Annotated in this window: 19 protein-coding genes and 1 pseudogene; 14 read left to right on the top strand and 6 right to left on the bottom strand. The window is 72.6% G+C overall.

What is annotated here, in order from left to right; genetic code table 11:
- Window positions 1-3 precede the first annotated feature (3 nt).
- Genes OG352_RS04100 through OG352_RS04120 form a run of 5 tightly spaced genes read left to right on the top strand, consistent with a single transcriptional unit; the run spans window position 4 to window position 9,961 of the window.
- The gene (locus OG352_RS04100; protein WP_329214413.1) at window positions 4-369 is read left to right on the top strand and encodes a GPW/gp25 family protein; all 366 of its coding nucleotides are present in this window, start codon (window positions 4-6) and stop codon (window positions 367-369) included.
- Window positions 366-3,218 (top strand): putative baseplate assembly protein, encoded by a 2,853-nt coding sequence (locus OG352_RS04105; RefSeq protein ID WP_329214415.1) that lies wholly within the window; start codon window positions 366-368, stop codon window positions 3,216-3,218. Before OG352_RS04100 ends, OG352_RS04105 begins: the two co-directional genes overlap by 4 nt.
- On the top strand, window positions 3,215-6,397 hold the full coding sequence (locus OG352_RS04110; RefSeq protein ID WP_329214417.1) for a putative baseplate assembly protein: 3,183 nt from the start codon (window positions 3,215-3,217) through the stop codon (window positions 6,395-6,397). The genes OG352_RS04105 and OG352_RS04110 overlap by 4 nt, the downstream gene beginning before the upstream one ends.
- Complete coding sequence (locus tag OG352_RS04115) at window positions 6,394-8,523, top strand: hypothetical protein (protein ID WP_329214419.1); 2,130 nt, start codon at window positions 6,394-6,396, stop codon at window positions 8,521-8,523. The genes OG352_RS04110 and OG352_RS04115 overlap by 4 nt, the downstream gene beginning before the upstream one ends.
- Before the next feature lie 49 nt (window positions 8,524-8,572).
- Window positions 8,573-9,961 carry a DUF6519 domain-containing protein gene (locus tag OG352_RS04120; protein WP_329214421.1) on the top strand — a complete coding sequence of 463 codons (1,389 nt, stop codon included), beginning with the start codon at window positions 8,573-8,575 and terminating at the stop codon, window positions 9,959-9,961.
- A 21-nt stretch (window positions 9,962-9,982) separates the two neighbouring features.
- Here OG352_RS04120 and OG352_RS04125 read toward each other — a convergent pair whose 3' ends face one another.
- A complete protein-coding gene (locus OG352_RS04125; RefSeq protein ID WP_329214423.1) occupies window positions 9,983-10,630 on the bottom strand; it encodes a hypothetical protein in 648 nt (215 codons plus the stop codon).
- Between the two features lie 203 nt (window positions 10,631-10,833).
- Here OG352_RS04125 and OG352_RS04130 point away from each other — a divergent pair, with 203 nt between their 5' ends.
- On the top strand, window positions 10,834-11,355 hold the full coding sequence (locus OG352_RS04130; protein WP_329214426.1) for a peptidoglycan DD-metalloendopeptidase family protein: 522 nt from the start codon (window positions 10,834-10,836) through the stop codon (window positions 11,353-11,355).
- Here the strand turns inward: OG352_RS04130 and OG352_RS04135 are convergent.
- Together OG352_RS04135 and OG352_RS04140 are read right to left on the bottom strand one after the other, a co-directional pair.
- Window positions 11,324-11,950, bottom strand: coding sequence for a TetR/AcrR family transcriptional regulator (locus tag OG352_RS04135; RefSeq protein ID WP_329214428.1), 627 nt, complete (start codon window positions 11,948-11,950; stop codon window positions 11,324-11,326). The two genes, OG352_RS04130 and OG352_RS04135, sit on opposite strands and share 32 nt — an antisense overlap.
- 34 nt (window positions 11,951-11,984) lie before the next feature.
- Window positions 11,985-14,039: a galactose-binding domain-containing protein gene (locus OG352_RS04140; protein WP_329214430.1), complete on the bottom strand. Its 2,055-nt coding sequence runs from the start codon at window positions 14,037-14,039 to the stop codon at window positions 11,985-11,987.
- A gap of 292 nt (window positions 14,040-14,331) precedes the next feature.
- On the opposite strand from OG352_RS04140, the gene OG352_RS04145 reads away from it, so the two are divergent.
- Both OG352_RS04145 and OG352_RS04150 read left to right on the top strand, forming a co-directional pair.
- A complete protein-coding gene (locus OG352_RS04145) occupies window positions 14,332-16,371 on the top strand; it encodes a flavin monoamine oxidase family protein (RefSeq protein ID WP_443072150.1) in 2,040 nt (679 codons plus the stop codon).
- Between the two features lie 110 nt (window positions 16,372-16,481).
- Window positions 16,482-16,691 (top strand): annotated as a pseudogene (locus OG352_RS04150) (NAD-dependent epimerase/dehydratase family protein); the annotation flags it as partial.
- Between the two features lie 87 nt (window positions 16,692-16,778).
- Here OG352_RS04150 and OG352_RS04155 read toward each other — a convergent pair.
- Window positions 16,779-16,949 (bottom strand): hypothetical protein, encoded by a 171-nt coding sequence (locus tag OG352_RS04155; RefSeq protein WP_329214433.1) that lies wholly within the window; start codon window positions 16,947-16,949, stop codon window positions 16,779-16,781.
- A gap of 36 nt (window positions 16,950-16,985) precedes the next feature.
- Here OG352_RS04155 and OG352_RS04160 point away from each other — a divergent pair, with 36 nt between their 5' ends.
- Window positions 16,986-17,591 (top strand): alpha/beta hydrolase, encoded by a 606-nt coding sequence (locus tag OG352_RS04160; RefSeq protein ID WP_329214435.1) that lies wholly within the window; start codon window positions 16,986-16,988, stop codon window positions 17,589-17,591.
- 124 nt (window positions 17,592-17,715) lie between these two features.
- On the opposite strand, the gene OG352_RS04165 is transcribed toward OG352_RS04160, so the two are convergent.
- Complete coding sequence (locus tag OG352_RS04165; protein ID WP_329214437.1) at window positions 17,716-18,009, bottom strand: DUF6355 family natural product biosynthesis protein; 294 nt, start codon at window positions 18,007-18,009, stop codon at window positions 17,716-17,718.
- A gap of 301 nt (window positions 18,010-18,310) precedes the next feature.
- Here OG352_RS04165 and OG352_RS04170 point away from each other — a divergent pair, with 301 nt between their 5' ends.
- From OG352_RS04170 to dacB, 3 genes are all read left to right on the top strand, one after another.
- On the top strand, window positions 18,311-18,910 hold the full coding sequence (locus tag OG352_RS04170; protein WP_329214438.1) for a hypothetical protein: 600 nt from the start codon (window positions 18,311-18,313) through the stop codon (window positions 18,908-18,910).
- A gap of 154 nt (window positions 18,911-19,064) precedes the next feature.
- Complete coding sequence (locus OG352_RS04175) at window positions 19,065-20,663, top strand: hypothetical protein (RefSeq protein ID WP_329214440.1); 1,599 nt, start codon at window positions 19,065-19,067, stop codon at window positions 20,661-20,663.
- A 147-nt stretch (window positions 20,664-20,810) separates the two neighbouring features.
- Window positions 20,811-22,184, top strand: a complete 1,374-nt coding sequence (gene dacB / locus OG352_RS04180; protein ID WP_329214442.1) for a D-alanyl-D-alanine carboxypeptidase/D-alanyl-D-alanine endopeptidase — start codon at window positions 20,811-20,813, stop codon at window positions 22,182-22,184.
- Between the two features lie 76 nt (window positions 22,185-22,260).
- On the opposite strand, the gene OG352_RS04185 is transcribed toward dacB, so the two are convergent.
- Window positions 22,261-23,295, bottom strand: coding sequence for a LacI family DNA-binding transcriptional regulator (locus OG352_RS04185; RefSeq protein WP_329214444.1), 1,035 nt, complete (start codon window positions 23,293-23,295; stop codon window positions 22,261-22,263).
- Window positions 23,296-23,570: 275 nt separating this feature from the next.
- On the opposite strand from OG352_RS04185, the gene OG352_RS04190 reads away from it, so the two are divergent.
- Together OG352_RS04190 and OG352_RS04195 are read left to right on the top strand one after the other, a co-directional pair.
- Window positions 23,571-24,590: a sugar ABC transporter substrate-binding protein gene (locus tag OG352_RS04190; protein WP_329214446.1), complete on the top strand. Its 1,020-nt coding sequence runs from the start codon at window positions 23,571-23,573 to the stop codon at window positions 24,588-24,590.
- Window positions 24,590-25,666: an ABC transporter permease gene (locus tag OG352_RS04195; RefSeq protein ID WP_329214448.1), complete on the top strand. Its 1,077-nt coding sequence runs from the start codon at window positions 24,590-24,592 to the stop codon at window positions 25,664-25,666. Before OG352_RS04190 ends, OG352_RS04195 begins: the two co-directional genes overlap by 1 nt.
- Window positions 25,667-25,669: the final 3 nt, after the last annotated feature.

The raw sequence follows: 25,669 nt of genomic DNA on the forward strand, positions 1-25,669 counted from the left end.
GCGATGGACATCGACTTCCCGTACCGGGTGGACGCCCGTGGCCGCACGGCGGGCGCCGACCACGCCGGCCATGTCCGGGACATGGTGGAACTGGTCCTCTTCACCAGCCCGGGAGAGCGGGTGAACCGGCCCGACTTCGGCTGCAACCTGCTCGACCTGGTCTTCGCCGGGAACAGTCCCGAGCTCGCCGCGACCCTGGAGATGACCGCCCAGGCGGCCCTGCAGCGCTGGCTGGGCGACCTGCTCACGGTGGAGTCCGTCACGGTGACCTCGCAGGAGGCGACGCTGCGGGTGCACGTGGCGTACGTACTGACGGCGACCGGCGAGAGCCTCACCGCCACGGTCCTGGGCGGGGGGACCTCGTCATGAGCGTGTCGGCCGGGCCGTACGAGGGCCTGCGCGAGGACGGGCCGGCCGGTATCCGGGAGGTGCGGGCGCATCCGGACCGGCGCACGCTGACCGTCACCTTCTTCGGGGTGCTCCCGCCGGACGTGGACCGCACCCGGTTCGTCGTCGAGGGCGGCCGGCGGATCGTCGGCATCCGCGTCCTGCGCGTCCACCCCGGCCCGGGGCAGGAGGCGGGGGACGGCGCGGCGAACCGGCTGCGGCTGACCCTGGACCGGCCGGGCGACGACTCCACGTACCGGCTGCGGGCGCTGGGGCGGGGCTTCCACGGCGGCCACGACCACGCCGACTTCACCTTCCACCCGACCCTCCGCCACCCCCCGCGCCCCGCGCCGAAGGCTCCGCACCCGGTCGCGCCGCCCGCCGGTCCCGCCCCGGCGATCGACTACCTGGCCAAGGACTACGCGAGTTTCCGCCGGCTGCTCCTGGAGCGGCTCTCGCTCACCCTGCCGCGGTGGACCGAGCGGCACGCCCCCGATCTCTGGGTCACCCTGGTGGAGCTGCTGGCCCATGTCGGGGACCGGCTCAGCTACCAGCAGGACGCGGTGGCCACCGAGGCGTACCTGGACACGGCGCGGCTGCGTACCTCGGTGCGGCGGCACGCGCGGCTGGTCGGCTACCCGATGCACGACGGCTGCGCGGCCCGCACCGTCGTCTGCGTCGAGACGGCGACCGAACTGACCCTGGACACCGGCGACTTGGCGTTCACGGCGCTGCCGGAGGACGACCTCGCCCAGCCGTCGGACCGGCCGGACGGCCCGGTGATCTCCCCGGAGGCCCTGGTCTCGGCCCCGCATCCGGCCTACCAGCCGCTGGAGCGACGGCGGATGCGGCTGCTGCCCGCGCACAACGGCGTACCGCTGTGGGCCTGGGGGCAGGACGGCTTCGCGCTGCCCGCCGGCGCCACCCGGGCCGCCCTCCTCGACGACGACGGCAACGGCAACGGTGGCGGCAACGGCAGCGGCGGCGGACGCCGGGTGCTGGATCTGAAGATCGGCGACCTGCTCGTCCTGGAGGAGACGCACTCACCCGGCGGCGGACCGCCCGACCCCGGGCACCGGCAGGCCGTCCGGCTCACCCGCGCGACCCGGGACGTCGACGCGAACACCGGCACGGCGGTCGTGAAGATCGCCTGGGCCGACGAGGACGCCCTCGCCTTCCCGCTGTGCGTGCGCAACCCGCGTGGCCCCGACGGGCGGCCGGGCGCGACCGTCGTGGCCCGCGGCAACGCCCTGCTCGTCCAACACGGCCTGGACATCATCTGGTTCCCCGGCGGCGAGTCCGGCGAGCTGGTCCAGGTGCCGGGGCGGGCGACGGACGGGACGGTGGACGCCTCGCCGGCCCGGCCCCGGCCGGTGACGTTGCGCGGCGGGCCCGTCACCTGGTCGCCGCCGTATCCGCGCCCGGCCGATCTGGCCGCGGCGCAGGGGCGGCGGCTCCTGGGCCTCGCGGCCAGGGCACGGGACGGGCTGCGGGATCTGCACCACGGGGTGGCCGAGCTCCAGCCGGAGAGCCGTGAGCTGCTGACGGCCCTGTTCGGGGCGTCGTTCCTCGACGACTTCGCCGGGCTCGCCGACGACGCCGAACGGCGCGGCAGGGCAGCCCGTTTCCTCTCCGTCTTCGAGGACTTCTTCGAGCCGAGGCTGCGCCGCCTGGAGACGCTCGCCCTGCGCGCCCGGGCCGGTTACGTGCTCGACCACACCGACGCGGGCTGGGAGCTGGCGCAGACCTGGGGCGAGGGGGCCGCGGCCGGGCTGGATCCCGCCGACCCGGCCCTGCACGGCCCGGCGAGCAGTGCCCTGCGCCCCGATCCCCGCGAGGCGCTGCCCGCGCTGTACCTCACGGAGGATCCGAAGACGGGACCGGACTGGGCCCCGCGCCGGGACCTGCTGGCGAGCGGTCCCCGGGACCGGCACCTGGTGGCCGAGACCGACGACGAGGGGGTGCTCGCCCTCCGCTTCGGCGACGACCGGTGCGGCCGGGCGCCACGCCCGGGGGCCTGGATGCAGGCCTACTACCGGGTGGGCAACGGCCGTTCGGGCAACGCGGGCGGCGAGGCCGTCAACCGGATCGCCCACCGCACCGTCCAGCGGCTGGAGGGCATCACGCGGGTGCGCAACCCGGTGCCGGTGAGCGGCGGCACCGACCCGGAGCCGCTGGCGCAGGTGCGGCTGGCCGCCCCGCGCGCCCCGTTCCGTACGCTGCTGCGGGCCGTCACCGCCGAGGACTACGCCACCCTCGCCATGGGCCGTCCCGACGTGCAGCGCGCCGCCGCCTCCCTGCGCTGGACCGGCAGTTGGTACGAGGCGGACGTGGCGCTCGACCCGGCCGGCGCGGCCGTGCCCTCGCCGGCGCTGCTGGCGGAGGTACGGGCCGCGCTGCACCGCTACCGGCGCATCGGCCACGACGTCGTCACCCGGCCCGCGCTGCTGGTGCCGCTCGCCGTGGCCCTGAACGTGCTCGTCGACCCGCACTACGTCACCGCCGACGTGCGGGAGGCCCTGATGCGCCGCCTCCTGCCGGGACGCCGGACCGACGGTGAGCCGGGGTTCTTCGACCCGGCGGCGCTGACCTTCGGCACCCCGGTGCGGTCCAGTGCCCTGGTGGCGCTGTGCATGGGCGTGCCCGGCGTACGGCACGCCGAGGTCACCGTGCTGCGCCGGATCCACGGCCCCGGCCCGGAGCGGGAGGGGCCGGACGTGCCGCCGTCCGGGGAGTTGCGGCTGCGTCCGCTGGAGGTGCCGCGGCTCGACGGCGACGTCACCCGGCAGGAGAACGGGTGGCTGACGCTGCGACTGCGAGGTGGACGATGACCGACTGCCCCGCCGGCCGACCGGGTCCGGCACCCGTGTGGAACCGTCCCGGGCTGCCCGCGCTGTCCTACCGGGTGGGCGACCACCGGCAGTTCCTCGACGCGATGCTGGCCCGGCTGCCCGCCGCCGGCGACGACGAGCACGCGCCGCTGGCGGGGCTGACGACGCGGGAGCCGGACGACCCCTCGATCGCCCTGCTCGACGCCTGGGCCGTCGTCGCCGACGTGCTGACCTTCTATCAGGAGCGGATCGCCGACGAGGGGTTCCTGCGCACCGCGGCGGAGCCGGAGTCGCTGGTCCGGCTCGGGCGGCTGGTCGGGCACCGGCCGCGCCCCGCGCTCGCGGCCGCCGCCCACCTCGCCTACACGCTGGATCCGGGCACGTCCTGTGTCGTGCCGGCCGGGTCGCAGGTCAAGAGCGAGCCCGAGCCCGGCGCGCTGCCCGTGGTCTTCGAGACCGCCGGGGACCTCGCCGCGCGAGCGGAGTGGAACCGGCTGCCGGTGCGCGCCACCCGGCCGCCCGCCCTCACGGCCGACGTCGCGACCAGCGTCCGGTCCCTCGACGTCGAGGGGGTCCAGCCCGCCCTGCGCCCCGGTGACCGGCTGCTGTTCGCCTATCCCGACGCCCGGCTGAACCTGACGCGGGTGGTGGAGAGCGCGCAGCCCGATCCCGCGCGGGGGCGGACCACGGTGCTGCTGCGGGTGCCGGACGCGACCGGGCAGTTGGACAACGCGGTGGACGCGCTGCGGGAGGACCTGGAGGAGGCGGCGCGCCGCGCGTCGTCCGAGGGGCCGTTCGAGGAGCTGCTGACGTTGCTGCGCGAGGTCCGGCAGCGCGCCGAGGAGCTGCGCGACCCGGACACCTTCGCGGCCCGGCTCGACCGCAGGCTGCGGCGGCTGCACGACCGTCTCGCCGGGCTCGGCGGCGACCTGGACGTGGACGGGCTGGCCGAGCGGGCGGCCGTACGGCTGGCGACCGTCCAGGACGCCGTGCGGCGGCTGGCCGGGGCGCCGGAGCGGGCGGCGTCGGCGGGTGGGCGGGCGCTGCTGCGGGACCTCGCCGACCCGGCCGGGCGGGTGCAGCACGCGGTCGACCCCCTGCTGGACGCGCTCGGCCTGGGCAAGCCTCCGCGCCACACATCGCCCGCGGTCACCGACGCCCTCGGCGCCGGGTCCGACGCGCTGCCCCGGCTCCTCGCGGGCAACGGGCCCGGCGTGACCGCGTCCCTCTACGAGGCGCTGTCCGCCGTCGCGCCCCCGGTCACCGCGCCGGGCGTGCACCGGTTCCGGGTGGTCGCCGCCCCGCTGGGCGCCTCGATCCCGGACGACGCCCGGGTCCTGCGGCTGCTGCGCGGGGCGGCCGCGTCGCGGGCGGAGGGCGGGGGTCCGCTGCCGGGCGACGTGCTGCTCCTGGACGCGGTGCACGAGGAGATCCAGCCGGGGAGCTGGCTCGCGGTGCGGGTGGCGGGCCGCTCGCGCACCCGGGTCGTCCGGGTCGTCGAGGCCGGCCAGTTGTCCGTCGCCAACGACGTGGACGCCGTACGGGTGACGCGGCTGCGGCTGGCCGGGCCGTGGACCGAGGACTGCGAGGACGTGGCCGTGCGGCGGGCCACCACCGTGTGGGCGGCGGGCGAGCCGCTCACGCCGGCCGCCTCGCCGGATCCCGCCGACGTGGCGGGCGCGGCCGTCGCCCTGGACGGCACGTTCGAGGGGCTGGCCGCCGGGCGGCTGGTCGTCGTCTCCGGGGAGCGGACGGACGTCGTGCCCGGGGGCGGTGCGGGGGTTGCGGGCGCTGAGCTCGCCGTCCTGGCGGGCGTGCGCCATGCCTTCGACGGGACGTCCTTCGACGACCGGGTGCGCACCACGCTGCTGCTGACCGCCCCGCTCGCGCACCGCTACCGGCGGGGCAGCGTCGTCGTGCACGGCAACGTGGTCACGGCGACGGCGGGCGAGACCGTCACCGAGGTGCTGGGCAGCGGTGACGCCGGGCGGGCCGGGCAGGTGTTCGGGCTGCGGCGCGGCCCGCTGGTCTGGCTGCCGTCGGCGAGCGCCGACGGCGGCGAGGAGGAGCTCACCGTCCGGGTCGACGGCGTGGCGTGGCGGCGGACCGCGGACCTGGGCGAGGAGGGGCCGCTCGACCAGGCGTTCCGGCTGCGCGCGGGCATCGACGGGCGGGCGGCGGTGGAGTTCGGCGACGGCCGGCACGCCGCCCGCCCGCCGACCGGCACGGAGAACGTCACCGCCCGCTACCGGGTCGGCGGCGGGCGTGCGGGCAATGTCGCGGCCGGGCGGATCAACCAGGTCGTGAGCAGGCCGTTCGGCGTCAGCGGGGTCACCAACCCGCTGCCCGCGACGGGCGGGGCGGACGCCGACGGCCCGGCGCGCACCCGGCAGGCGATCCCGCTGCGGCTGGCCGCGTTCGACCGGCTGGTGTCGGTGAGCGACTACCAGTCCTTCGCCCGCGCCTTCGCGGGCGTCGGCCAGGCCGTGGCCCGCCGTTGCGTGGACGGCGGCCGGCCGGTCCTGCACCTCACCGTCGTCGCCGCCGACGACGCCCCGCTGGACACCGCCTCCCCGCTCCTGGCCGCCCTGCGCTCGGCGCTGCGCCGGTACGGCGACCCGGCGCTGCCGGTGCGGGTGGAGCCCTGCGAGCGGGTCCGGCTGGTGGTGGTGCTCGGCGTGCGCACGGCCGCCGGTCACCTCCCGGAGCAGGTCGAGCGGCGGGTGCGCGAGGCGCTCGCCGCCCGGCTGGGCTTCTGGGGCGCGTACCTGGGGCATCCCGTGTACCAGAGCGCGGTGATCGCCGCCGCGCAGGCGGTGCCCGGCGTCGACTTCGTGGACCTGGACGCCTTCGGCGGGGTGCCGGAGGGCGCCGCCGCGGCCGACGTCGTCCGGTTCGCCGAGCACCCGTCCGTCGCCGCCTTCGTCCCGGCCCTGCCGGCCGGCCCGCGCGCGGTGCGCGACCGCGCGCCGTCCGGCGCCGCCCCGGGAGGCGGGCCGCCGGACCCGGCCGCCGTCGTCGACGCCTCGCAGGCGCCCACGGTCCTGCTCCCCGTCGGGACCACCCCCGCCGAACCGGCGGCCCCGACCACCCTGCCCCGGCTGGTGCTGCGCCCGGCCCAACTGGTGCTGCTGGACCCGGCCGTGCCCGGAACGCTGATCCTGCGGAGGATTCCATGACCCCGGACGAGCTGTACGCGCTGCTGCCGGCCGTGCACCGCAGGCGCGACGCGGAACAGGGCGGCCCGCTGCGGGCGCTGCTGACGGTCGTCGCCGAACAGGCGGCGGTGGTGCAGGGGGACATCGAGCAGCTCTACGACAACTGGTTCATCGAGACCTGCGACGACTGGGTGGTGCCCTACCTCGGCGACCTCGTCGGCTACGAGCTCCTGCCCCGGATCGCCGCCGCCCTGTCCGACGACACCGCGCGGGCGAGCGGTCTGCCGGCCGCCGCCGTGCCGCGCCGGGACGTCGCCGACACCGTCGTCAACCGGCGCCGCAAGGGCACCCTGGCGCTGCTGGAGGATCTCGCGTCGGCGGTGGCCGGGTGGCCCGCCCGGGTGGTGGAGTACCGGCGCCTGCTGTCCGTCACCCAGCCCGTGCGCCGCTACACCTCCGACGGCGCCGACGCGCGCCGCAGACTGGCGCGCGGCACGCTGGTCGACGTGCGGGACGCGGGGGCGCTGGACCGGCTGGGCGGACCGTTCGACACCCTGGCCCGCACCATGGAGGTGCCGCGCGCCGGGTCGGCCCGCCGGGTCGGCCGGTACGGCGTCCAGTCCGTCGGCCTGCACCTGTGGCGGCTGCGCACCTACCCGGTGACCCGGGCCCCCGCGTACTGCCTGGACCGCGACCGGGCCTGCTACACGTTCAACGTGCTCGCCGTCGACACGCCCCTGTTCACCGCGCCGGTGCCCGAGCCGTCGAGCTTCCACATCGCGGACGAGACGAACGTCCCGGAGCCCATCGGCCGCCGGGCGCTGAAGGACCGGCTGTACGACCACTACGGGCCGGGCCGAAGCCTGTGCGTGTGGACCGGCCCCGACAAGGAGGACGACGTCGTACGGCTGGACCGGATCGTCGTCGCAGACCTCTCCGGCTGGCGGTTCCGGCTCGCCGCCGGGGAGGTCGCCGTCGACCCGGTGCTCGGCCGGCTCATGCTCGCGCCGGGCACGGCCCCCGCGCACGGAGTGCGGGTGACGTACCACCACGCGTTCTCCGGCGACCTCGGCGGCGGCGAGTACCCGCGCCCCGAGCCCGCGGCGGCCGGCGCGGCGGAGCGCTACCGGGTGGGTCCCGGCGAGGACCACCACAGCGTCGCCGACGCGATCGGCCGCTGGCGTGCGGAGAAGCGCTCGCACGAGCACAAGGCGGAGGCGATCGTGGAGATCACCGCCAACGAGGTGTACGAGGACCTGACCGAGCTGCGCCTCGACCCCGGGGACCGGCTCACGGTGCGCGCCGCGGACGGCGTCCGCCCGGTCGTCCGGCTGACCGGCCGGCGCGACGACGACCGCCCCCGCGCCCTGACGATCACCGGCAGCGGCGCCGATACGGCGGTGCTCGTCCTCGACGGGCTGCTGGTGACGGGCGGCGCTGTGCGGGTGCGGGGCGGCGTGGGCCGTCTCGTCGTCCGGCACTGCACGTTCGTGCCGGGCTGGGAACTGGAGTCCCGGGGCACACCCCTGGCGCCCGGGGCGCCGAGTCTGGAGATCGCCGGCGGCCCGGTCCGCACCGAGATCCACCGCAGCGTCCTCGGCCCCGTGACGGTCGCCGCGCGCGGCGACGGGCGCGAGCCCGCACGGCTGGAGGTGTACGACAGCGTGCTGGACGCGACCGTGGACGAGGCGACGGCGCTCGGCGACCCGGACGGCGGCCCCGCCCACGTCCTCCTCACCGCCCGCAGCTCCACGGTCATCGGCGCCGTGCGCGCCCGGGCCGTGGAGCTGCTGGAGAACTGCCTGCTGGCCGGCGAGGTGCGGATCGACCGGCACGACCAGGGCTCCGTACGGTTCTGCTGGCTGCCGTCCGAGGACAGCTCGACGCCGGCCCGCTTCCACTGCGAGCCCGACCACTCCGGCGCCCGGGCGCGCGAACTGCGCTTCGCCGGCACCCGGTACGGCTCCCCCGACTACGTCCGACTCGCCGACGACTGCGCCGAGGTGATCCGCCGCGGGGGCGACAACGGCTCGGAACCCGGCGCGCTGCACCACCTGTTCCAGCCGCAGCGGGAGGACAATCTCCGCACCCGGCTGGCCGAGTACACACCGGCCGGATGCGACCCGGGGCTGTTCTTCGTCACCTGAGGAGCCGCCCCGACACCGTCCGCCCCCGGCCCAGGCAGGAAGCACACGCATGCACGGCGACTTCTCCCGCGTCATCTTCGATCCCGCTCGGCGGTTCTCCGCCGTACTGTCCCAGCAGGGCCGGGTCCAGCTCGATGCCGAGATCAACGAGCAGACGGCGATCCTCCTGCACTACGTGCGCACGCTGGCCACCGACCTGATGGGGCCGGCCGCCTACCCGCCCGAGCCGGACGGCCTCGGCGGCTTCGGCGTCGACGCCTTCGACGGCGACACCTTCACCGTGGCCCCGGGCCGCATGTACGTCGACGGCATCCTCTGCGAGTGCGACGGCACCGACTACTGGGAGCAGCCCGACGGCCACCTCGACCCCGAGCACGAGGACGACCGGCTGCCTTCGGGGCCGTTCCTGGTGTACCTGCGGGTGTGGGAGCGGCTGGTCACGGCGTGGGAGGCGCCCTGGATCCGTGAGGTGGCGCTCGGCGCGAACGGCCCGGACACGACGGCGCGCAGCCGGGTGGTGTGGCAGGTGTGCGCGCTCCCGCTGGAGCGGGACGCGCCGGTGCCCGACATGCGCAGCGCCACGCGCTTCCTGCGGGACCGCGTCCGCGGCGCGTTCGAGCCGCGCGGCCTGCTCTCCGCGGCGACCGGCCGGCCGAAGCACGACGGGCCGGGCGGCGCCCCTGCCGCGTCCCCCGCGGCCCCTGTGTCATCGGGGTACCGGGGTCCCGAGAACCAGTTGTACCGGGTGGAGGTGCACCGGGGCGGCGGCGAGGGCTGGGCGACGTACAAGTGGTCCCGGGAGAACGGCTGCGTGGTCCTGCCGGTCCGGTCCGTCGACGGTGCGTCGGTGGAGCTGGAGACCCTGGGCCGGGACGACAAGCTCGGCGTGGACACGGGCGACGTGGTGGAGCTCCTGGACGACGCCTCGGTGTGCCGCGGCGCGTCGGACCGCTACGACGAGGGCTGCGGCCGCCTGTACACGGTCACGAAGGTCGACCACGCCGGGTTCCGGGTCGAACTGGACGGCGAGCCCCGCGAGGACCCGCGCCACCGGACCGTCGGTCAGGTCCCGCGCCGCCGCCCGTTCCTGCGCCGCTGGGACCACGGCACGAGCGGCCGGGACGACGGGTACACGGGCGACGAGATGGGCCTGCTCCTGCGGGAGGGCGAGTGGCTGACCCTGGAGGACGGCGTCCAGGTCCGGTTCCACCCCGGAGAGGACGAGCCCCGCAACTACCGCCACGGCGACTACTGGCTCGTCCCGGCCCGGGTCCTGACCGGCGACGTCGAATGGCCGCGCAGCCGCCAGGGCCAGCCCCTGCGCCGACGCCCCCACGGAGTCCCGTACCACTACGCCCCGCTCGCGTACATCGACCCCCGGGGCGGCGACGACTTCCGGCTGGTGGACCTGCGGGTGCCGTTGGCGCACCGACGGTAGAGGCCGTAGCGGTCGTAGGGGTCAGCGCCCGGTGATCGCGAAGATGACCACCAGCCACGCGACGAAGAGCAGGATGACGACGGCGACGACGATCGCGGGGGTGCTGCGGGCCGAGACCTCGGCGCCCGTCGTCAGGTTGCGCAGCCGCTTGACGTGCAGCGTGCCGTTCCTGGCCCGGCCCGTCGCCCGCACCCGGTCCCCGTCGTTGACGGCGCCCTCGAACAGGTCGCCGCGCATCTCGACGGGCACCAGCCCGACCGGACGGCCCGCGCGATCGCGCATCTCCAGGCTGAAGTTGCACACGACGGTCGTGCCGACGTCCCCGTCGCTGCCGCTCACCTCGGTCCGCATCCGCACGCTGCGCGCCACGCCGTAGACGGTGCCGCTGCCGTCCAGGGTTCCGTCCGGGACGGGGCGGTGACGGCTCTCGTCCCTGGGGTGCTCGCGCCGGGGTTCCTGGTAGCGGGGTTCCTCGTGCCGGACGGGGGTCGTGGGCCGGTGCACCTCCTGGGTCTGGAGGTGGATCCGTGGCCGCCACGGGCGTCGCGGCCGCGGATCCTCGTCCTCGCCGTACGCCGGGAGCCAGGCGCCGCAGTCACGGTTACGGCACCGCTGCGCGTCGGGCGGCGCCTCGGCACCGCACTTCTCGCACATCCAGGCGCCGTCCACGGTCTAGGTGTCCTCCCTGCGACACGACATCGGCCACTTCCATCGTGACGCCGATCCCGCGCCCACGCCACACGCGCATGGTGGTTTCGCATTCCACATTCGCCGTCCCCCAAAGGTAATTGCACGCCCCATCGACCCGGAAAAGTCGAATACTGGGACGAGAAGAAGAACGAAGAAGAGAGAAAAAAGGAAAGGGGAAAAAGATGTCCGCATTCACCATCGACGTGTCGAACCCGTTCCCCGCCGGGTTCACCAGCGCCATGGGCGGCCCCGGCGAGGGGGGCCACCAGTCCGAGAACTGGTACATCCAGTACGGCATGGACCTCGGCGCGGGCGCCGGCACCACGGTGCGCGCCGCATTCGACGCCCACATCACCAAGTACAGCCCGCACGACACCTCGGCCGACACCGCCAAGGTCTACGGCGCCCAGTTGTTCATGCGCGCCCCCAACGACGAGATGGGCGGCTTCTACACGCACGTCACGAACGTCCCGGCCGGGCTGACCGTCGGCTCTCAGGTGTCCCGCGGGGATGTGCTCGGCGAGGTGTACGAAATCGCCGGCACCGCGTCACATCTGCACCTGGCGCTGGTCGAGATCATCGGCGGCGCGCCCGGCGGCCAGTACCAGGGCGTGGACCTGTACCAGATGTTCCTGAACACGGTGAACTCCGAGGCGGTCACCCCGGTCACCTTCAACCAGGACGGCTCTCCTCCCGCCCTGTGACGTCGGTGACGACCAGGCCCGCGATGTGCGCGGTGACCGTGTCGAGGACGGCGGTCCAGACGGCGGCGTCGCCGAGCACGAGGTAGTTGAGGGTCAGGCCGTCGGTCATGGCGGCCAGATAGCGGGCCAGTACGGGGACGGGGACGCTGAGCCGGAAGTCCATGCTGTCGCCGAGCTGCTCGATGAGTTCGGTGTAGGCGTCGCCGTACATCTCGTACTGCCGTCGGGCCAGGTGCTCGAACCCCGGCTGGCGCAGGGCGTACTGGGTGAGTTCGTAGGTCAGCATGTGCGCGTCGGGGTGGGCGCGGACGTGCTCCCAGTACGCCTGGAAGCCGGCCCGGACGGTCTCCTCGAGAGTGGCCCGGGGCCGCAGGGCCTCCTTCACCACGGTCACGTAGTCGTCGGTGATGGTCGTGATGACCGACTCGACCAGTGCCTGCTTGGAGTCGAAGCAGTAGTGGAAGACGCTGAGGGACACGCCCGCCTCGGCGGCGATGGACCGGGTCGTCGTCCTTGCGACGCCGTCCCGGGCCATCGCCCTGATCGCCGCCGCCGTCAGCTGTCGGCGTCGCTCGGCCGACGGCATCCGTGTCATCTGCGTGTCCCTCGCGTTCGTCCCCCGGCGCCGGTCAACTGCTGTAGACGCCCACCTCGTACAGCGAGTATCCCCAGTCCGTGCCGCGGCCTTGGCCATGCACCCGGACATAGCGGGCGGGCGTGCCGGTGAAGGAGGCGGTGTCCAGGCCGCCGTCACCGGAGGTGGTGGACCAGGCGGTCTGCCAGTTCACGCCGTCCGTGGACAGCTCGACGCGGTACGACTTCCCGTACGCGCGCTCCCAGTCGAGCGTGACCCGCTTGACCAGGTTGGTGTCGCCCAGGTCGATGCTCAGCCACTGGTCGTCCTTCCAGTCGCTGGCCCAGCGGGTGTCGGTGTCGCCGTCCACGGCCCGGCCCGGCGCGTAGCTGGTCACCGGGTTCGTCTCCGAGAAACTGGCCGTGGCCGCCGCGCCCTTGGCGAGGTTGACGCCGGCCTGGTGCCGCTCGGCGGCGCCCCAGGTGTCGAGGTAGGACTCGGCGCCCCGGAACAGGTCGTCCACCACGTCCTGGCCGCCGACGAGCCGGATGTCCTCGATCCAGTCCGGGATCATGCCGACGTGCGCGGCGCCGTCGGTGTTGAAGTCGAACGTGCGCTGCCCGGTGGTCAGTCTGTCGATGACGGAGCCGCCGTCGACGCTCTTGAAGGGGTACGTGACCTTGTTGGCGGCGTTCGCGCCACGCGGGGCGGGGTGGTCGCCGATGCCGTTGAAGTCGGTGCCGTAGCCGTAGCCCACGCCGTACTTGTCCCGCAGCGCGTTCGTGCGCTTGGCCTCGGCGGCGAACGCCTCGGACCCGTGCATGTACTGGGCGACGAAACCGCCGAGGGCGTAGACCCGCTCGGTCCAGTTCAGGTCCATCCAGCTGTGCGAGGACAGGACGCCGGGGTAGTTCGCCGCCTCGAACATGTCGAGCACCCGGCCGGTGGCCTTGACGCTCATGTGGTCGATCTCCAGCATCATCTTGCGCTGCATCATGCCGCGCACGGCGTACTCACCGAGCGAGGTGAGCCCGCGCTTGTTGCACTGCGCGTTCGCGTCGTACGAGGGGACGTCCGTGCCGGCCGGCAGGTCGGCCTCCGCCTTGGAGGCGGCGCTGCCGATCGGGTTGTCGTGCTGCGGGCCGATGCACTTCTCGGTCTGCCAGAAGGTGCCCGTCGACAGGAACTGGCCGACGTTGATGGCCGTTCCGAGGCCGCCCTCGTCGAAGCGGACGCCGCACAGCGCGTTGTCGAACTTGTGGCACAGGAACATGCTGCGCACGCCCAGCCCGTACAGCTCGTCCAGGCCCTTGTCGATGTCGGACTTGCTGCACTGCGCGATGTCCAGGATCTGCTTGCAGCCGAACGGCTCGGAGGTCTCGACGCCGAGCACGACCGCGAGCTTGCCCTGCTTGACGACCTCACGCGCCTGCGAGCTGTCCAGGACGATCCGGAACCAGCCCTTGCCGGTGCCGCCGTACATCTTGTCGACGTAGGCCTGCAGGTCGTACGCCAGCTTCGCCTGGAGGCGGATCGACGTCATCTCGTCACAACTGCGGTCCTTGAACGGGTAGATCGAGCAGATCATGCCGTTGGTGACGAGGTCGTTGACGAGCACCCGCTGCCCGCCGCGCCAGGCCCGCTCCACCCACGCGTAGTAGTTCGCCTGGTGGGTCATCGAGTCGTAGGCCGGCCAGTCCTTGAACGTCGGCCAGCCGATCGGGTCGTGCTTCCCGTCGCCGCCGTGGGTGATGTAGTCGAAGAGCGCGAGCGATCCGTCCGGGTAGTGCTCGGGACAGTCCTTCAGCGCGTCGGCGACGCCCGCCTCGGAGAACACCTTGCCGCAGATCAGCCGCCCGCCGAACGCCTCGTTGGAGAGCAGGTGGTTGTGCGCGTCGACGAACCCGCGCACCTCGCCCGCCGAGTTGGTGCCGGTGAACGGCGCACCGGTCACGTCGATCTGCGAGTCGGGGTTGGGCCGGCCGGTCGGTGTCCACCACTCCGCGCCGGCCGCCGAACTCGGCGTGGGGCCGAGGATCGTGGCGAGCACAAGGAGAAGCAGCGAGACGACGGTGGTGTCTCTGCGTCTGCGGTACGGGCGTCCGGTCATGGTCACAGCCCAGGTCCCTAGGTCGACGGGAAGGCGCGGTCGACTAGGGCGTTTTGACTGCCCATGGGATTGTCATGACCGACGCAAGATTGGTGGGATGAGGATCGCGACAGACTCGGTCCGAGTCAATAGTCCGGGACGCTTGACCTGATAAGTGCGGGGCGCCCTGCCTAAACCACCTTGGCCCGCCTGCCGGTTGCACGGAGGCAGTCGATGCGCTTACACGTTCAGGTGATGTTCCGCCGGAGCGGCCCACCGCCCTCAACCAGGCCCGTATCCAGGGCATATGGACATGTCGCGCACATCTGTAGACCCGTCGTCCGTAGCCCCGGCATCCGGAGACCTCACGCCCGGCGCGCTCTCGCGTCGGCGGTTCACCGCGGCCACGGCGATGACCGCCTCCGCCGCCTCCGCCGCCGCCGCACTCACGGTCGCCGCCCCGGCCGCGGCACTCCCCCAACAGCCCGTCTGCCCGCCGAAGTCCACCGCCGACTGGGCGACCTGCCTGGCCGTCGCCCGAGCACTGCTGGTGGTCGACGAGGACGACCGGCCGCTCGTGCCGGGATACGAGAAGGTTCTCGCCGGCGGTCTGCCGCGGGCGAGGACGAAGACCGCGAAGAAGGTGCTCGTGGTCGGCGCCGGGCCTGCCGGACTGGTGGCCGCCTGGCTGCTGAAGCGGGCCGGACACCACGTCACCCTCGTGGAGGCCAACGGCAACCGGGTCGGCGGCCGCGTCAAGACGTTCCGCACCGGCGGCCACGAGCACGCGGCGCAGGCGTTCGCCGACGCGCGCCAGTACGCGGAGGCGGGCGCCATGCGGATCCCGGGCAGCCACCCGCTGGTGATGGGCCTGATCAGCCAACTCGGCGTCAAGAAGCGCCGGTTCTACCTCACGGACGTCGACGCGGACGGCAAGCCCGTCAACAACGCCTGGCTGCACGTCAACGGCGTCCGCGTGCGCCGCTCCGAGTACGCGAAGTCGCCGCGCAAGGTCAACCGGTCCTTCGGTGTGCCCCGAAAGTACTGGGACACGCCGTCCGGGACCATCCTGCGCGCGGCCCTGGATCCCGTACGCGACGAGTTCAGCACCGCCGGCTCCGACGGCAAGCGGGTCGACAAGCCACTGCCGGAGCGGGTGCGGGGGTGGGCGCGGGTGGTGCAGCGGTTCGGGGACTGGTCGATGTACCGGTTCCTGACCGAGGAGGCGGGCCTCGACGAACGGACCGTCGACCTGGTCGGCACGCTGGAGAACCTCACCTCCCGGCTGCCGCTGTCGTTCATCCACAGTTTCATCAGCGCCTCGCTGATCAGCGCGGACACCGAGTTCTGGGAGCTGGTCGGCGGTACGGCCACGCTCCCGGACGCGCTGCTCAAGGAGGTCGCCGACGTGCTGCGGCTCGACCGGCGCGCGACGCACATCGAGTACTGGTCGCCGGACCGGCAGGGGAACGACGACGCCGGTCACGTCCATGCCGACGGACCGCACGTGTGGATCGACACGGTCTCCGAAGGGCGCGGCGGAAAGGTGGTGCGCGAGGAGTTCACCGCCGACCTCGCGATCGTCACGGTGCCGTTCTCGGGGCTGCGGCAGGTGCAGGTCAGCCCGCTGATGTCGTACAAGAAGCGGCGCGCCGTGGCGGAGCTGCACTACGACAGCGCGACCAAGGTGCTGCTGGAGTTCGGGCGCCGCTGGTGGGAGTTCACCGAGGCGGACTGGAAGCGTGAACTGAACGCCGTACGACCGGGGTTGTACGAGGACTACCGGTCGGGGAAGGCGCCGGCCGACGGGAGTCTGCTGGGCGTGCACCCGTCGGTGCCGTCCGGCCACATCACGCCGGGGCAGCGGGTGCACTACGCCGCCAACCGGTGGGCCGCCCGTGACCAGCCCGAGGCGGCGCACATCGTCGGCGGGGGCTCGGTCTCCGACAACTCCAACCGGTTCATGATCAACCCGTCCCATCCGGTCGACGGCAGCCAGGGCGGTGTCGTCCTCGCCTCCTACAGCTGGGCCGACGACGCCTCCCGCTGGGACTCCCTGGACGACGACGCGCGCTATCCGCACGCCCTGCGCGGACTGCAGCAGGTCTACGGCCAGCGCGTCGAGGTGTTCTACACGGGCGCGGGCCGCACCCAGAGCTGGCTGCGCGACCCGTACGCCTACGGGGAGGCGTCCGTCCTGCTCCCCGGCCAGCACACGGAGCTGCTGACCGCCATCCGCACCCCCGAGGGACCGCTGCACTTCGCGGGCGACCACACCTCGGTCAAGCCGTCGTGGATCGAGGGCGCGCTGGAGTCGGGGGTGCGGGCCGCGCTGGAGGCGCACCTGAGCTGAGCGACCCCCGCCCCCGACCCCCACTAGATTCTGAACGCGTTCAAATCAAGGGTAGGGTCCTCTTCGGAAGATGATCGGACGACGGTCGGAAGACGAAGGGGGCCTTACCGATGAAGATCGTGCTGCCCGGCGGAACCGGGCAGGTGGGGACCGTGCTGCGCCGTGCGCTGACCGCCGCCGGACATGAGGTCGTGGTGCTGAGCAGGCGGCCCACCGGCCGGGGCGAGGTCCGGTGGGACGGCAGGACGCCCGGCCCCTGGACGGAGGTGATCGACGGCGGCGACGTCGTGGTCAACTTGGCCGGCCGCAGCGTCAGTTGCCATCCCGTGCGGGCGAGGCGTCCGTGATCCGGCAACCTTCCTCACGTAGCGCAGCGAAACCGCAGGAGATCGGAGGAGTGGCGTCGGTCACCAGGCGGTATCCACCCGCGCCCCACACCAGCCGGCCAGCCGGCCCTCCGCGCGGCCCGCGAAGCCTGGCTCCAGCAGCCGGCGCAGCGAACCGACGTGCCGCCGGACGACGTTGACCGCACCGCGCGGCCTGTCCCGCAGCCCGCTGGACGGCGCTGCCGACGGCACCGCCGACGCACCGCGCGCCGACGAAGAGGTACAGGTATGGAGCGACGACGCCCGCCGCCTGCTCGATCTGCTGACCCCGACGACGAGGCGGTCGTCCTCGGTTGCAGCTCCGGTGCCGTCGTCGCGGTCGATCTGCTGGCCCGGCACCCGGGACGGCTGCGTCGGGTGGTCGCGCACGAACCGCCGCTGCTGGAACTCCTGTCGGATCCCGCCCCGCATCGCGCACTGTTCGCCGAGGTGCGCGAGACCCTCCGCTCGGCGGGAGCCGACGCCGCCATGACCCTGCTCGGCGAGGGGCTGGCGGACGGAGCGGTGCGGCAGGCGCCCGCGCAGCCGACGCAACTGCCGCCCGACATCCAGGAGATGGCCGTCCGGATGCACGCCAACCTTCCCGTCTTCCTGGGGCACATGCTCGTCCCGTTCTCCTCGTCCGTGCCCGACCTCGCCGCGCTCCAGCCCGTGGCCGACAAACTGGTGCCCTCCGCCGGGCGCGACTCCCGCCGCCAACTCCCCCTGTACGGACCGGCCGCGCGCCTCGCGGAACTCCTCGGCTGCGCATTCGTCGAATTCCCCGGCGGCCACCTCGGAGCCGTCGAGTCCCCGAAGCAGTTCGCCGCCCACCTGCTGACCGTCCTGGAGTGAGCGGCCCCCCGAACACGCCGCCGGGGTCCGGGACGACTCCGCCCCGAACCCCGGCAACCACAGACCACAGACCACAGACCGCAGACCGCAGACCGCAGACCGCAGACCGCAGACCGACCGCCTGTCAGCAGGTGCGGCCGACGTAGTGGGCGCCCTGGATCTTGCCGGCCGAGCCCAGCCAGGTCGTGCCGGGTCCGACGCACCGCTCGTAGTCGGGCGCCAGGGCGACCTCGACCTTGATGACCACGCGCGAGCCGTCGGACGTGCAGTGGTTGTAGAAGGCGTCGGAACCGGTCTCGTAGAAGCCGCACGGGTCCGCGGCCGCGGGGCCCGCGGTGGCGGCGGTCACCGCGCCCAGCGAGGTGAGCACGAGAGCGACGGAAGCGAGGGTGCTGAGCACCGTACGACGAACACGCACAGCGGGACTCCTTTGATCGGATCTGCCGGATGCCTGGCTCAGGATCGTGGCGTTCGCCTCGGAGTTGACCGGGTGCCGCGCCCCTTCACCCCACGAATCGTTTTTCCGCTACGCCGTTGGAGTGAATCTTCCGGGAAGGACGCATCGACGGCGGAGATCTCGGGGCGGACGGGCCCGTTCACCCGGGTGAGCGCCCCGAGTGGTGGCGGACGGTCGGCTGGCTGACGGTGGATCACGTCGGGCCGGGTTCTGTCAGCTGACGAGGTGTCGGCTGCCCGGTCGGGACGGAAGGAACCATCAGATGCGTTCTGCTCGCATGATCCTGGCCACCGCGGCGGCTTCGGCCGCCCTCGCCATCGGCGCCCCGGGTGCCCACGCCGCCGACGGGGACTGGGAGCACGACTCCTCCTCCTACAGCAAGGAGGACGGCTCCTCCACCACGAAGGAGGAGGACTCCTCGCACGCCAAGGAGGAGGGCAAGGAGCACGGCAAGGAGGAGGACTCCTCGCACGGCAAGGAAGAAGGCAAGGAGCACGGCAAGGACGAGGGCCACGACTCCCCGCACGGCGGCGTGCACACCGGTGGCGGCGCGCTGGCCTCGGTGAACGACACCAGCGACCACGGTACGGCCGCCAAGGACCCCAAGTACGACCCGGAGACCTACAAGGACAAGGACACCGAGAAGGACAGCGAGCACGGCAAGAACGACTCCTGGAGCGGCGACAAGGAGGAGTCGGGCGGCTGGAGCGGTGAGCACGACAAGCCCAGCGGTGGCATGCACACCGGCGGCGGAGCCCTCGCCGCGCCCTCGATGACCGCTGCCGGACTCGGCGTCCTCGCGGTCGCCGGCACCGGCCTGTACGCCCTGCGCCGCAAGAAGACGGTGGGGGGTGTGGCGTGACCCATGCCTGACGCGATAGCAGCCGCGGCCGCCACCCCTGCCCCCGGTGGCGGCCCGGCCGGCTGCCCGTCGGCCACCCCTGTCGGCACCCCCGCCTCGCCCGTACACTGACAAATCGCAGATGTACGGGCGCAGTTGACCGGGGGGAGCCGCCATGTCGGGGGACCAGTACGGCAGATACGACGACACGGGCAGTCACGACAGCAGTTTCTACGCCCCGCCGCCCATGCCCGCGGCCCCGCCGCCGGCTCCACCGGCCCCTGCGGACGGTGTGCGGGCCGTCGCGGTGGCCGTGCTCAATCTCAGCGGTCTGGGCCTGGGTTACGCGCTGGTGCGCCGCTGGGCGCTCGTGGCGCTGTGCTGGATCGCGACCGCCGTCCTGCTGTTCGCGGCCCTGCCGGCGGACCCGGACGGCGTCCCGGGCCCGGCGCTCGGCCTGTACGTCGTGTTCCTCGTCGCGGCGGCCGCGCACGGTGCGCGTGTGGGCCTGCGCACCCCGCTGGCCGGACTCCGGCAGGCGCCGCTCGCGCTCGGGCTCGGACTGCTCCTGCTCGTCGCGCCCGCCGGGGGCGTCGTCCTGTACGACGGCGCCCGGGACGAGGCGACGCAGCAGATGCTGCTCGACCGCCTCGACAAGGCCGACCGGCTCGTGCAGGCCGCCGGTGAGCAGCCCTTCACCACGGCCCAGGCCGACTACCGCACGGCGCTGAAGGCCTACGCGGACCTGCGGGCCGACCACCCCGGCTCCCGGGCGGCGCAGCGGGTGCCCGCGCGGATGAAGACCTTCTACACGACGGTCGGCGTCACCTACGAGCAGGGCGACTACTGCCAGGCGGTAGCGCCGCTGACCTATCTGCGCACGGTCCCCAAGAGCCTGCCCGACACGGACCTCGGCGAGCTGAAGTCCTGGCCGGACGACCGCCTGGCCACGTCGCTCTACGAGTGCGCGTCGACGGCGCTCTCGGCCGGTGAGGCCACCTGGGCCACGCAGTTCGGCGAACTGCTGACCACCTTCCCCGAGTCGGACCAGGCCGCGAAGGCCGAACCGGCGGTGGCCGCCGCCGTCGTCCGGACGGAGAAGGACCTGCGCGGGGCCGAACCCTGCGCGGCGGTCGAGCGGCTGCGCACGCTCAGCTCCCAGATCGACGGTGTGCGGGCCGATCAGGCCGAGGTCGACGCCGCTCTCGACAAGGACTCGCTGCGGGCCACCGGCAGCGCCGACGCGGGCACGTACACCTGTGGCGTGGACCAGTACCGGGACGGCGACTTCGACTCGGCGCAGACGACCATGACCGACTACGCCTCCGCCCACAAGACCGCCAAGAACGCGGCCCTGGCGAAGAAGATCTCGATAGCGGCGGAGATCGCCCAGACGGTGCCGGCCGCCGGCAAGACCCTGCCGACGGCCCGAAAGGGCGGCAGCATCTCGGTCACGGTGCAGAACGACAGCCCCGACGAAATCACCGTCCTCTATACGGGGCCGGTCACCGGCAGCTTCGTCCTCAAGGGGTGCGGCAGTTGCAAGGCGTATTCCATGGTGAGCACCATCACGCCGGGTTTCGAACCGTGCAGCGACAGCGGCAGGAACTATCCGCAGCGCACCATCAGCCTGCCGGTCGGCACCACGTACTTCCTGCACAAGCCGATGAACGACAGCCTCGACACGCCCGCGTCGGACACGGCCAAGCTCGAGTCGGGCTACATCTACACCGAGTGCGCCTACACGACGCAGAGCCTGGGGACGATCTCCTGAACGGAAGGTGAAAAAGGGGTGTGAATTCCGCCCCTGAATAACCGACAGTCAGTCAATTCGTTACCTGTGGGTCGCATGTGACGGGTGATATGGTGCGCCCGAATTCTCTTGTTGCTGGGCCCCCACACGAAAGCCTTGAGACGATCCATGAACGACATAACGGCAGAAACCCCCGCAAGCGCCTTTGTCCCGGGCGGTCGACGCCGACACCGTAAGGCCAAGCAGAGCGGCATGGGCGTCCGGCGGGCGCTCGTCATCGCGCTGGCCCTTCCCGTCACATCGGCGGCCCTGGCCGGCCCCTCGGCGTTCGCCGCCGACAAGGGCATCGGCACGACGGCCAAGGACACCGCGCCGAGCCAGGGGCTCGACGCGGACGACCAGCAGATGGTCACGAACCTCGAGACCCGGGTGCTCGACCAGCGCCTGGGCAACGACGTCAGCGGCGTGGTCCTCGACTCCGAGTCGGACGCCACGCTGTGGGACCACAACGCGGCGACGGCGCTGATGCCGGCGTCCAACGTCAAGCTCGCCACGTCGACCGCGGCCCTCACGGTGCTCGGCCCCGACCACCGGTTCACCACGAAGGTCTCCTACGGCAACGGCACCCTCACCCTCATCGGGGGCGGCGACCGGACGCTGACCACCGCCGACCTCGCCGAGCTGGCGAAGGACGCGGTGGCCGGGCTGAAGGCCGCGGGGCTGACGTCGGTGAAGGTCGCCGTGGACGACAGCCTCTTCCCCGAGCCGACGCTGGCCAACGGCTGGAACACCGGCTACTACCCCGACTCGGTCGCCCCGGTGCGGGCGCTCGTCGTCGACGGGCACGGGGTGCAGGACACGTCCCTCGACGCCGGGCAGGTCTTCGCCAAGCAGCTCACCGCGGCGGGCGTCACCGTCGACGGCACGGTCGCCCGCGCCACGGCGAGCCTGACCGACGTGCCGGTCGCCCGGCACAGGTCGGCGCCGCTGTCGGCCATCGTCCACACGATGCTCAAGACCAGCGACAACAACATGGCCGAGACCCTGCTGCGGATGACCGCCCTGGGCGCGGGCCGCCCGGCGACGTTCGACGGCGGCACGGAGGTCGTGCGCGAGGTCCTGAGCAAGAAGTACGGCGTCTCGCTCACCAACTTCGAGATGTACGACGGCAGCGGCCTGTCACGGGCCGACCGGATCCCGGCCGCCACCCTCGCGGAGATCCTGGAGCTGCTGACGGAGCCCCGCTACGCCGACACCCTCGGTTCCATCCGCGACGGTCTGCCCGTCGCCGGTGAGGCCGGCAGCACGCTCGGTCCGGAGTGGGGCCGCTTCGACGACGTGAACTCCAAGTGCGCGGTCGGCAAGGTGCAGGCGAAGACCGGCACCCTCACCGGGGCAATCGCCCTGAGCGGTCTGACGCAGGGCAAGGACGGCAAGTGGAAGGTGTTCTCCTTCATCGAGAACGGCTCCACGGCCAACCCGAACGACATCAAGGACGCGATGGACGGCCTCGCGGCGACGGTGAACGGCTGCTGGGCGTGACGCGGTAGGGCATGAAGAAGAGAGGGCCGGCGCCCGGCGCCGGCCCTCTCTCATCGCGTCAGGCCGCCTCACCGTGTCAGGCGGCCGGCTCCGATGTGGTGGTGCGCAGGACCAGGCGGGGGGTGAGGACGACCTCCCGGGGGTCCGTGCGGCCCTGGTCCAGGCGTTCCACGGCGGCGGTGACCGCGTAGTGGGCCTGCTCCCGGGCGCCCTGGCTGACCGTCGTGAGGTTGAAGCAGCTCAGGCGGGAGGTCGTGTCGTCGTCGTAGCCGGCCACGGAGACCTGTCCCGGGACGGCGACGCCCGCGCGGAACAGGGCGGCGAGGACGCCGATGGCGGACTGGTCGTTGAACGCGACGACCGCCGTGGGCAGGTCGCCGCCGTCGAGTATCTGGTGCGCCGCGCGCTCACCCGCCGCCTCGGTGTGGTCGCCGTGCAGCACCCGGATGTGGGCGTCGAGGCCGCGGCGGCGCATGGCCGTGCGGTAGCCGCGGCGCCGGTCGGTGGCGATGACGCCCTTGCCGCCGTCGACGTAGACGATCTCGCGGTGTCCGAGATCCACCAGGTGGTCGACGATCTGGCCGACACCGTCCTCGTCCGCGGTGCGGACGACGTCCAGGCCGGCGTCGGCTATCCGGCGGCCCACGGTGATGACGGGCGACTTGCGGTCGAGGATGGCGAGCGCGTCCGCGGAGGCGGTCGGACCGAGCAGGATCAGCGCCTCGCTGCGGAAGGCCAGCAGCGTCTCCACGGCGGTGTGTTCGTCGCGGGTGCGGGTGAGGGTGCTCAGAACGAGGTCATAGCCGACGTCCTCGGCGGCCGTGTGCAGATGCTCGACGAGTTCGGCGTGGAACGGGCTGTGAATATCCACCATGACGCCTAGGAGGCGGGTGCGCCTGCTGGCCAGCATACTGGCCGTGCGATCGACCTGATAGCCGAGGTCGGCAGCCGCCCTCAGCACCCGCTCCCGGGTCCGTTCACTCGGCCCGGGCACCCCCCGGAGCACCAGTGACACCGACGCCGTGGACACGCCCACCCGTGCGGCCACGTCCTCCAGCCTGGGGCGCTTGTGCGTGCCGTTCCGCTGACGTGCGGAATCACCCTCGTCCACTCGTGCCTCCCCGCCGGAAATCTCCTTGCGCAACACCCTTGACACGCTCGCGAAACAAGGATGATAGTACCAGGACTTAAAGCGCTTTAAATTGTCCTGATGTTCCAACCAAGTCCGGCCCGACGCCCACAAGGCGCTCGCCCTCGACTCGGCCGCACCACGAACCTCCCGCGACCCACCGTGAAGCGCGAGCACAGCGGCCACCCTTAGCCATAGATTCAGCCTTAGAGCAGCCATCGGTCCACCCCCCTCCTGCACAGTGAGGTGCACGAAGCATGAATCGCTTGTCCCTTCCCCGTTCCCGCAGAATCGTCCCCGTCGTGGCCGTGGCCGCAGCGGCCGCACTGACCGTCGCGGGCTGTTCCAGCAGCTCGGGCGGCAAGAAGGCCGAGGACAGCGCGGCCGGAGTCTCGGCCGGCAAAGCGGACACGCCCCGTATGACCATCGCGATGGTCACGCACGCGCCCTCGGGTGACACCTTCTGGGACACCATCCGCAAGGGCGCCGAGGCCGCCGCCGCCAAGGACAACGTCAAGCTGATCTACTCCAACGACGAGACGGCCGGCGACCAGGCCAACCTGGTGCAGAACGCGATCGACCAGAAGGTCGACGGCATCGCGGTCACCCTCGCCAAGCCGGACGCCCTCAAGGACGTCGTCGCCAAGGCGGAGAAGGCCGGCATCCCGGTCGTCGGCCTCAACGCGGGCCTCAGCGTCTGGAAGCAGCAGGGCCTGCTGTCGTTCTTCGGCCAGGACGAGGCCGTGTCGGGCCAGGCGCTCGGCACCAAGATCAACGGCACCGGCGCCAAGCACGCCCTGTGCGTCATCCAGGCCCAGGGCGACGTGAACCTCGAAGAGCGCTGCGCCGGCGTGAAGAAGACGTTCAGCGGCAAGACCGACATCCTTTACGTCAACGGCACCGACATGCCGTCCGTGAAGTCGACGATCACCGCGAAGCTCAAGCAGGACAGCTCCATCGACGAGGTCGTCACCCTCGGCGCCCCCGTCGCGCTGACCGCCACGCAGTCGGTGTCCGAGGCGGGCAGCAAGGCGAAGATCGCGACCTTCGACCTCAACAAGGACATGGTCTCCGCCATCGAGAAGGGGACCATCCAGTTCGCCGTCGACCAGCAGCCCTTCCTCCAGGGCTACCTCGCGGTCGACTCCCTGTGGCTGTACAAGACCAACGGCAACTTCAGCGGCGGCGGCGAGCAGCCGGTGCTGACCGGCCCGGCCTTCGTCGACAAGACCAACGTCGAGGCCGTCGCCAAGTTCGCCGCGAAGGGCACGAGGTGATGAGTGTGACTCAGCAGGCTGCGCCGGCGGTGACCACACCGCCGGCCTCCGGCCCGAAGCAGACCGACGGCCGGACGGCACAGCGTCCGCTGGCCCTCCGGTTGTTGGCCCGGCCCGAGGTGGGTGTCTTCCTCGGCGCCGTAGCGGTGTACGTGTTCTTCCTGATAACCGCCGCGCCGGTGCGCGACGGCAGCTCGATGGCCAACATCCTGTATCAGTCGTCGACGATCGGGATCATGGCCCTTCCGGTGGCGCTGCTGATGATCGGCGGCGAGTTCGACCTCTCGGCCGGTGTCGCCGTCATCACCTCGGCGCTCACCGCGAGCATGCTCAGCTTCCAGCTCACGGCGAACATCTGGGTCGGCGTGTTCGTCGCCCTGGCGGTGTCGCTGGGGGTCGGCTTCTTCAACGGCTGGGTGATGGTACGGACCGGGCTGCCGAGCTTCCTCGTCACCCTGGGCACCTTCCTGATCCTCCAGGGCGTCAACCTCGCGGTGACCAAGCTGATCACCACCAACGTGGCGACCGACGACATCAGCGACATGGACGGCTTCGGCCAGGCCAAGGCGCTCTTCGCCTCGTCCTTCGACATCGGCGACGTCCAGGTCAAGATCACCGTGGTGTGGTGGCTGGTCTTCGCCGCCATCGCCACCTGGGTCCTGCTGCGTACCAAGTACGGCAACTGGATCTTCGCTGTCGGCGGGAACAAGGAGAGCGCGCGGGCCGTCGGCGTGCCCGTGACGTTCACCAAGATCTCGCTGTTCATGCTGGTCGGTTTCGGCGCCTGGTTCGTCGGCATGCACCAGCTGTTCACGTTCAACACCGTGCAGTCCGGCGAGGGCGTCGGCCAGGAGCTGATCTACATCGCGGCGGCCGTCATCGGCGGCTGCCTGCTGACCGGCGGCTACGGCTCGGCGATCGGCCCGGTCTTCGGCGCGTTCATGTTCGGCATGGTGCAGCAGGGCATCGTCTACGCCGGCTGGAACCCCGACTGGTTCAAGGCCTTCCTCGGCGTCATGCTCCTCGGCGCCACCCTGATCAACCTGTGGGTCCAGCGCACGGCCACCCGGAGGTGACCA

Origin of the sequence: Streptomyces sp. NBC_01485 (assembly GCF_036227125.1) — a bacterium.
In the GTDB taxonomy this organism is placed as follows: Bacteria; Actinomycetota; Actinomycetes; order Streptomycetales; family Streptomycetaceae; genus Streptomyces.